Origin of the sequence: Pseudomonas sp. V98_8, assembly GCF_029967975.1 — a bacterium.
Classification (GTDB): Bacteria; Pseudomonadota; Gammaproteobacteria; order Pseudomonadales; family Pseudomonadaceae; genus Aquipseudomonas; species Aquipseudomonas umsongensis.
In genome coordinates, this window is the sequence record NZ_JASCAE010000045.1 from 112,291 (window position 1) to 120,866 (window position 8,576).

At 60.8% G+C, this 8,576-nt stretch carries 7 protein-coding genes; 6 read left to right on the forward strand and 1 reads right to left on the reverse strand.

What is annotated here, in order from left to right; genetic code table 11:
* Positions 1-245: 245 nt before the first annotated feature.
* The 6 genes from QLG10_RS14570 to QLG10_RS14595 all read left to right on the forward strand — a co-directional run bounded on the left by QLG10_RS14570 (position 246) and on the right by QLG10_RS14595 (position 7,028).
* Positions 246-1,313, forward strand: coding sequence for a DUF2333 family protein (locus QLG10_RS14570; RefSeq protein ID WP_008058805.1), 1,068 nt, complete (start codon positions 246-248; stop codon positions 1,311-1,313).
* Between the two features lie 3 nt (positions 1,314-1,316).
* Positions 1,317-1,886: an NUDIX hydrolase gene (locus tag QLG10_RS14575; protein WP_110753246.1), complete on the forward strand. Its 570-nt coding sequence runs from the start codon at positions 1,317-1,319 to the stop codon at positions 1,884-1,886.
* Between the two features lie 283 nt (positions 1,887-2,169).
* Positions 2,170-2,541, forward strand: a complete 372-nt coding sequence (locus tag QLG10_RS14580) for a translation initiation factor Sui1 (RefSeq protein ID WP_007914613.1) — start codon at positions 2,170-2,172, stop codon at positions 2,539-2,541.
* Between the two features lie 219 nt (positions 2,542-2,760).
* Complete coding sequence (gene speA / locus QLG10_RS14585; RefSeq protein ID WP_020797549.1) at positions 2,761-4,674, forward strand: arginine decarboxylase; 1,914 nt, start codon at positions 2,761-2,763, stop codon at positions 4,672-4,674.
* Between the two features lie 231 nt (positions 4,675-4,905).
* On the forward strand, positions 4,906-6,234 hold the full coding sequence (locus QLG10_RS14590; RefSeq protein ID WP_282487589.1) for a contractile injection system protein, VgrG/Pvc8 family: 1,329 nt from the start codon (positions 4,906-4,908) through the stop codon (positions 6,232-6,234).
* Entirely contained in the window at positions 6,231-7,028 is a 798-nt protein-coding gene (locus tag QLG10_RS14595; protein WP_282487590.1) for a DUF4123 domain-containing protein, read from the forward strand. The genes QLG10_RS14590 and QLG10_RS14595 overlap by 4 nt, the downstream gene beginning before the upstream one ends.
* Before the next feature lie 24 nt (positions 7,029-7,052).
* Here QLG10_RS14595 and QLG10_RS14600 read toward each other — a convergent pair whose 3' ends face one another.
* Positions 7,053-8,399: an MATE family efflux transporter gene (locus tag QLG10_RS14600; protein ID WP_110753241.1), complete on the reverse strand. Its 1,347-nt coding sequence runs from the start codon at positions 8,397-8,399 to the stop codon at positions 7,053-7,055.
* Positions 8,400-8,576 lie beyond the last annotated feature (177 nt).

Below are 8,576 nucleotides of genomic sequence, written 5' to 3' on the forward strand. Positions count from 1 at the left end.
AGTGCGGGGGCTGGTCAGCCTCGAGTCCGATCCTGAGGTCCTTGGCCCCCAGTACGCAGGGTTGCAGTGACCGATGGTTCGTTGCTGGAAACCGGAAAAATTTCCAGTCTTGGCGGGCTAGGGGATTCCCTTAGTCGTAGTGAGATAAATTTCGCTGTAAAGCCAACGGCGGGTGCCGGGAAAAGGCACGTTGTTGTATGGTTGTGGTCGAATCGATGAACTCAAGTAATTGAAAGGATATCGCCATGCTGGACTGGAAGAACCGCGCCGGTAGCGCGCCTGAACGTGCCGCTGAACCGAAGTCGGCCACCCGCAGTTATTTGGGCGGCCTGGTGTTCAGCCGGGCGCTGGCCACGTTGATTGGCATCTACCTGCTGGTGACGATTGCTCTGGGTTGGTACTGGAGCGCGGAACCTGCCCTGTTTCCGGTGCAGCAGAATGCGCAGTTGGCCGCTGAAAGAGACGGCAAGCAGATGGTGGTCGGCTACACCACGGTGGAAACCCTCAAGAGTGTCGCCGGGACCCTGCTGAACAAACCGGGCGGCTATATTTCCAACGACCGCCTGCCGCCAGGCCTGTGGATGGACAACATGCCAAGCTGGGAATACGGCGTGCTGGTGCAGGTGCGCGATCTGAGCCGGGCGCTGCGCAAAGACTTCGCCCGTTCGCAATCGCAGTCCACTGAAGATGCCGACCTGGCCAAGGCCGAGCCGCGCTTCAACTTCGATAATAAAAGCTGGGTGCTGCCATCCAGTGAGTCTGAGTTCCAGGAAGGCATCAACTCCCTGACTCGCTATCAGACTCGCCTGTCCGATCCGAACCAGAAGAGCGCTCTGTTCTTTGCCCGTGCCGATAACCTGAACAACTGGCTGGGTGATGTCGGTACCCGCCTGGGTTCGCTGTCGCAACGCCTGTCGGCCAGTGTTGGCCGGGTCAAGCTCAACACTGCGCTGAAGACCGAAGTGGTGGCCCCTGGACAGGTGCCGCAGGTTGATGAAGAGATCGTCGAAACCCCGTGGCTGCAGATCGACAACGTGTTTTACGAAGCCCGTGGCCAGGCCTGGGCGTTGTCGCATTTGCTGCGTGCCATTGAAGTGGACTTCGCCGATGTCCTGGCCAAGAAGAATGCCACGGTCAGCGTGCGCCAGATCATTCGGGAACTGGAAGCGTCGCAGGAAGCGGTCTGGAGCCCGATGATCCTCAATGGCAGCGGTTTCGGCGTGCTGGCCAACCACTCGCTGGTGATGGCTAACTACATCTCGCGGGCCAACGCCGCGGTGATCGATTTGCGTCAACTGTTGAATCAGGGCTGAGCCATGGCCGATAGCTCCATCGACAACCTGCGCGAGGCCGCCCATCGGGCGGCCTCGGATGCCGAAGAGATCGCCTGGGTCGACGAGCAGGACAATCTGCTCGGCTCCCTGGTCCGGTCCGACTTGCGCGAGCGCGGGCTTATCGGGCGCGGTACCTACATTATGTTGTTCAACTCCGCCGGTGAGCTTTGTGTACACCGGCGCACGTTGAGCAAGGCGATCTATCCAGGTTACTGGGACGTGGCGGCGGGCGGCATGGTGCTCGCCAGCGAAACCTATGCCGAGTCGGCCGCCCGGGAATTGGAAGAGGAGCTGGGGGTGAGCGGGGTGGAGTTGACCGTTCATGATCATTTTTTCTTCGAGGACACGGGCAATCGCCTCTGGTGTTCGGCCTTTTCGGCAGTGTGGGACGGCCCGCTGATCCTGCAGCCGGAAGAGGTGCTGGAGGCGTGCTTCATGCCCATCGAGCAGGTGCTACGGGATATCGAGCAAAAGCCTTACTGCCCGGACTCTTTGGCGGCATTGAAACGCTATCTCCGTGCCCGTGGCGAAGACGTCGCAAAAGAGGCATAAATTGGCGCCGATTGGCTCTTAGCAATCGGCGTTTTTGCCGTTACACTGCGCGACCTTTTCAAACTGAACCGGTATTGCTGTTTGTAGGAGCTGCCGCAGGCTGCGATCTTTTGACGTTGCTTTTAATTCAACATCAAAAGATCGCAGCCTCGTTGCACTCGTCAGCTCCTACAAGGAAGCTTACCGTTTCAGTAGCGCTGCCCCTGCCTGAGTGGGGCTTCGCGGTCGATGGCACCTGCCCAGGTTGCCGCGACCAGTCTTTGTCCTCCCAAGAGGATTGCCGGTGGCCAAAAAAGCCGCATCCTTCGCCGCCCTTGGTGGCCTGGTATTTTCCACCGACGCAGGTCGTCATTGCCCGGAATGCAGTAAACCGGTAGACGCCTGCATCTGCAAACAGACCGTTATCCCGGCCGGCGACGGCATTGCTCGCGTGCGTCGCGAAAGCAAGGGTCGTGGCGGCAAGACGGTGACCACCATCACCGGCGTGCCCTTGGCCGAAGACGCACTCAAGGAACTGGCGACCACGTTGAAAAAACGCTGTGGTACCGGTGGAGCGTTGAAAGACGGGATCATTGAAATCCAGGGCGATCATGTCGAGCTACTCTTGGCAGAACTGATCAAGCACGGATTCAAGGCAAAGAAGTCCGGCGGCTAGCAGCCTCTGTGAAAACCACCCGCGGCTTGATCCAGACCTGCCTGACTGCAGGCCTGGCGTCGTCACCATGGTTTTCACAGAGCCTGTTCATGACCGGTTTCTAAACTCACTGCGGTCGGCGAGGTCTATCCCTTCGTTGACGAACCGTCATTTTCATTCTTTAGACTGCGCCGGCCTGACATCAGGCGACGCACTATGACTTCTTTATAGGGGACTTCAATGTCCGTAAGACGCACACGCAAAGACGATGGCAGCCAATGGACAGTTGCGGACAGCCGCAGTGTTTACGGGATTCGCCATTGGGGGGCCGGGTATTTCGCGATCAATGACGCCGGTCGCGTCGAAGTTCGTCCCAACGGTCCGAGCAGTTCACCAATCGATCTGTTCGAGCAAGTCGACCAGTTGCGCAAGAGCGGCCTGTCCTTGCCATTGCTGGTTCGGTTCCCGGACATCCTGCAAGACCGCGTGCGTCAGCTCACCGGTGCGTTCGACGCCAACATCGAGCGCCTGGAATACCAGAGCAAGTACACCGCGCTGTACCCTATCAAGGTCAACCAGCAGGAAGCGGTGATCGAGAACATCATCGCCACCCAGAACGTCTCCATCGGCCTGGAAGCCGGCTCCAAGCCTGAGCTGCTGGCGGTGCTGGCGCTGGCGCCGAAGGGCGGCACCATCGTTTGCAACGGCTACAAGGACCGCGAGTTCATCCGTCTGGCGCTGATGGGCCAGAAGCTCGGCCACAACGTGTTCATCGTGATCGAGAAAGAATCCGAAGTCGGCCTGGTGATCGAAGAAGCCGCCTCGCTCAAGGTCAAGCCACAGGTTGGCCTGCGGGTGCGCCTGTCGTCCCTGGCCTCGTCCAAGTGGGCAGACACCGGTGGCGAGAAATCCAAGTTCGGCCTGTCGGCGGCGCAATTGCTGTCGGTGGTCGAGCGTTTCCGCGCCGCGGGCCTGGACCAGGGCATCCGCCTGCTGCATTTCCACATGGGCTCGCAGATTGCCAACCTGGCCGACTACCAACATGGCTTCAAGGAAGCGATCCGTTACTACGGCGAATTGCGTAACCTCGGCCTGCCAGTGGATCACATCGACGTCGGTGGTGGCCTGGGCGTGGACTACGACGGTACGCACTCGCGTAACGCCAGCTCGATCAACTACGACATGGACGATTACGCCGGTGTCGTGGTCGGCATGCTCAAGGAATTCTGCGACGCGCAGAGCCTGCCACACCCGAATATTTTCTCCGAAAGCGGCCGCTCCCTGACCGCCCACCACGCCATGCTGGTGATCCAGGTGACGGACGTCGAGAAGCACAACGACGACGTGCCACAGATCGAGAACAAGGAAGCACTGCCGGAAACCGTGCAGTGGCTGGTGGACCTGCTGGGCCCGACCGACATCGAGATGGTCACCGAAACCTACTGGCGCGCCACACACTACATGAGCGATGTCGCCGCCCAGTACGCCGACGGCAAACTGACCCTGGCCGAAAAAGCCCTGGCCGAACAGTGCTACTTCGCTGTATGCCGTCGCCTGCACAACTCGTTGAAGGCACGCCAGCGTTCCCATCGCCAGGTGCTCGACGAGCTCAACGACAAGCTGGCCGACAAATACATCTGCAACTTCTCGGTGTTCCAGAGCCTGCCGGACACCTGGGCCATCGACCAGGTACTGCCGATCATCCCGTTGCATCGCCTGGACGAAGAGCCCCTGCGTCGCGCGGTACTGCAGGACCTGACCTGCGACTCCGACGGCAAGATCAATCAATACGTCGACGAGCAGAGCATCGAAACCAGCTTGCCGGTGCACGCCTTGAACGAAGGCGAGGACTACCTGTTGGGTGTGTTCCTGGTCGGCGCCTACCAGGAAATCCTCGGCGACATGCACAACCTGTTCGGTGACACCGACTCGGTGAACATCTACCAGAACGCTGACGGCAGCGTGTACCACGCCGGTATCGAGACACACGACACCATCGAAGACATGCTGCGCTACGTGCACTTGTCGCCAGAAGAACTGATGACCCACTACCGCGACAAGTGCGCCAGTGCCCGCATCAGTGCCAGCGAGCGCACCCAGTTCCTCGATGCCTTGCGTCTGGGCCTGACCCGTTCCTCTTACCTGTCTTCCTGAGGTAAGTACTGCGCTCATCGGGTTGTCTGAAAATTTACCTTTTGCTTAGGAAATTTCAGATAACCCGGTGGGGCATTTCTCTTTTTTCCTGCGAAAAAGATCGCGTATCGGCCATCCAAGGGATTTCGTCCTCTTTTCGCGTAGGTCTTTTCCTAAGTTGTACTTCGCCTCTCTACTCGGCCATCTCTCTCGGCGAGAATCCCCGGCTGTCCCTCCTGTAGAGAAATGCCCATGTTCGATCCAGCCAACGAATCGTCATTTCGTCTGGACGTAGCAGGTCTGTCCAATGCCTTCGAGGTTCTGTCCTTTGCCGGTAGAGAATCCATCAGCGAGCCTTTCGTGTTCGACGTGGACCTGCTGATCGAAGACCCGACGCTCGATCTTGCCGGCTTGCTGTACCGTTCGGCCTCCTTGCTATTCGGGTCGGAGGGAAACGTCATCCATGGGCAGCTGCATGAACTGGTCCAGCGTGAACATGGTTTGGGGGTCAGGCTCTGTCAGGTTCGGCTGGGGCCGAAACTCGCCTGTCTGGCCCGGCGCTACAGCCAGCGCATTTTCAGCGGCCGCTCAGTGCCGCAGATACTTGATCAGGTGCTCGGGGAGCACGGCATTGTCGATCAGGATCGACGCCTTGAATTGGCTGGCGATTACCCGCCCCGTGATTTCTGCACGCAGTACCGGGAATCGGACCTGCAGTTTCTTCAGCGCCTGTGCGCCCAGGAGCGGTTGCACTATTACTTCGAACACCGGGCGGATGGACATTGTGTGGTGTTCGGCGAGGGGTCGGGGAATTTTCAGGTCGCTGAGGCGGCGGTCTTCCGTGCGGAGGGCGGGCAACCGGCAGTTCGTCGTTTCGAGGTCATGCGCTGTACCGATGGCGCGGCGCGGCGCGTGGAGTGTAGTTCTGACCTGACAACGCTGCGCAGCGGCCAGCTCATGCCGCTGTCCGGGCACCCGGTTCCCGAATGGAATCAACCATGGTTGTTGACCCATATCGAGCATCAAGGCGAACAGGCGGCGAGCCAGACCTATAGCAATACGGTGCGGGCGGAGCAGTGGGAATTGCCCCTTGAAACGCCACAGGTGGCGCTGAAGCCCAGGATGCACAGCCTGCAACGGGCATGGGTGGTCGATGTCGATGAGCCGCAACCTGATCCATCCAGGCCTGTGGCGGTGCAGTTTGACTGGGTTTACCAGGGGGAGGGCGCGGCATCCAGCCACTGCTGGCTGCCATTGGCTGCGCCACTGAACGTTGCGGCCAGCCCACGGTTGGCTGAAGGCACGGAGGTGGTGGTGAGCTTCACCGAAGGTGATCCGGATCGACCGTTGATCACCGGGTTTCTGCACGGCCCCGCCAGAGTCGAAGTAGACGAGGTGCATGATCCTGCCACTCCCGTTCTCGAAGATTGCCCGCTTGATGGTGTGCAACAGTGGTTGTGTTCGGGCGAGCCCCTGATGTTGCTGTGCCTGCTGCCCGGTGGTGGCAGTTTCAATCATTGCGCCCAGGCGCTCTGCATCTGTCGCACGGCACCGCGCCTTGGCCAGAGCGGTGCGGCATGAGCGCGGTACAGGCAGCCGGTGCGAACCCGCAATGGTTGTTACTGGACATGCCGGGCGCACCGCAGGTGGGCGTGACCCTGCAGGAAACGTTTGCCCATGCCGGTAGGTTCTGGTTGTCCGAAGACACCGAGTGGCAGGCACTGCAGGAGCAGGGGCCGGTACTCATCGATCTGCAGAGCTGCCCGGCCCTGGCTGATCTGTACCGCGTCGATGGACAGCGCTGGCCTGGGTTGCTGATGTTCAGCGAGGCAACGGCGTCGACACTGCTGGCGCATCTGCGGCGCATGCTCAGCGTCTCGTTCAACCTGCATCACCGCGCCTTGTTGAGTTACTTCAACCCGAACACCGCCAGTTATTTTTTTGATGCCTGCGATGCCGAGGAACTCAGTCGCTGGTTAGGGCCCATCAGCCAGTTGCGCTGGTTCGGCGGAACCTGGGCAGACCGCGCGCTCGGCTGTCAGGGCTGGCAGCAGTTGCTCAACCCGGGGCTTGATGTGCGCCCTCTTGAGGTCGATGAGGACCTGAGCCCACGGCAGCGGGAAAAACTGCAGACGTGCCTGCTGGAACACCATGCCTGGCGCTGGAATCGATCCACGGGCGCGGATTTCACGCGTCTGTGGGACCATCTGGAGGAGGGGTTGGCATTGGGTTTCAGCGAACGCCCGGTGCTCGACGGCTGGATATGGCTGCGCCTGCAATACCCCGACGCCTGGCTGGTGCAGCCATTATCGGGCGGTACCCAACAGGAGCGCCTCGATAGTGTGCGCAAGCTATGGCAGAACGGCTCGACCTGAGCCGATGCTATAGATGCCATCGGCTCAGTGAGCGCGGGCGAACCAGCCATCGTTCTGGCGCAGGCGCCAGGCAATCAAGCCGAGCGTCAGGCTGCGCAGCAACATGAACAGCAAAAAGGTTATCCACAAGCCATGGTTGCCATAACCCTGCAGCGCCCAGGCGAACGGCAGCAGCAGTGCCACTGTCAGCAGCATGCCGTTGCGCATTTCCCTGGCGCGGGTGGCGCCGATGAATAAGCCGTCGAGCAGGTAGCTCCAGACGGCGATCAGCGGTAGCACTGCAAGATAGGGCAGGTACAGGAAAGCAGTGTCGCGCACGCTGGTTATGTCGGTTTGCATCTGGATGAACAGGTGTCCGGCAAACAGGAACAAGCCGGCAAAGCCCAGGCTCGCCAACAAAGACCAACCGCAGGCCACCACCAGGGAGCGGCGCAGGGCATCGCGGTCGCGAGCGCCGATGGCGTGTCCGCACAGGGCCTCCACGGCATGGGCCAGGCCGTCTAGCGCGTGGGCGGTCAGCAGCAAGCCGTTGAGCAGCAGGGCGTTGGCGGCAACGGTCGCATCGCCCAGCCGGGCGCCTTGCACGGTGATCAGGAAAAACACCGACTGTAGCGCCAGGCTACGGATGAAAATGTCGCGGTTGACCGCCAACAGCGGTCGCCAACTCTGCCAGAGCGCCAAGGTGGCCCAGACGATATGGCCGGGATAGGCACGCAGGGCCTGGCGCGTCATCATCAGGCCGATCAGTGCGCCGGTCCATTCGGCGATCACCGAAGCCCGGGCCGCGCCCACCACCCCCCATTCCAGGCCAAGGACAAACCACAGGTTAAGGGCAATGTTGACCAGATTCGTGCTCAGCAGGATCGCCAGTGGCGCGCGGGCGTTCTGCGTGCCGAGAAACCAGCCGACCAGCGCATAGCTGGCCAGTGCCGCCGGCAGGCCGAACAAGCGGGTGTGGAAAAACTCGCGGGTCATCTGGTCCAGTTCCGCCGACGGTTGCATGAAGTGCAACGCAACCCCGCTCAACGGCACGCCCAGGATTCCCAGCATCACCGCCAGCCCCATGGCCAGCAGCAGGCCCTGCAACAGAATCTGCCGCAGCGCCGCGCCATCCCCGCGCCCTGCGGCCTGGGCGGCAAACCCGGTAGAGCCCATGCGCAGAAAACCCATGGCCCAGGCGAGGAAGGTATAGAGGCTGGCCCCGACCGCCACGGCCCCGAGTTGATGGGCGTGAGGCAGATGGCCAATGACGGTGCTGTCGACCAGCGCCACCAGCGGTACGGAAATGTTCGAGAGAATCATCGGCGCAGCCAGCGCCCAGACCCGACGATGGGTTGGGCGGTCGCGCCAGTCGGCGATCAGGTTGGACATGCAGGCTCCTTGGGGAGCAGGCATTGTAGCGACACATCTGGAATCTGCCGCGATCCATTGTAGGAGCGAGCCTGCTCGCGAAGGCGGTCTTTTAGCTACATCAATGCCGAATGCGACGCCATCTTCGCGAGCAGGCTCGCTTGTATGGTAGGACTTGAAGGGAGGAGGAGGGACAAG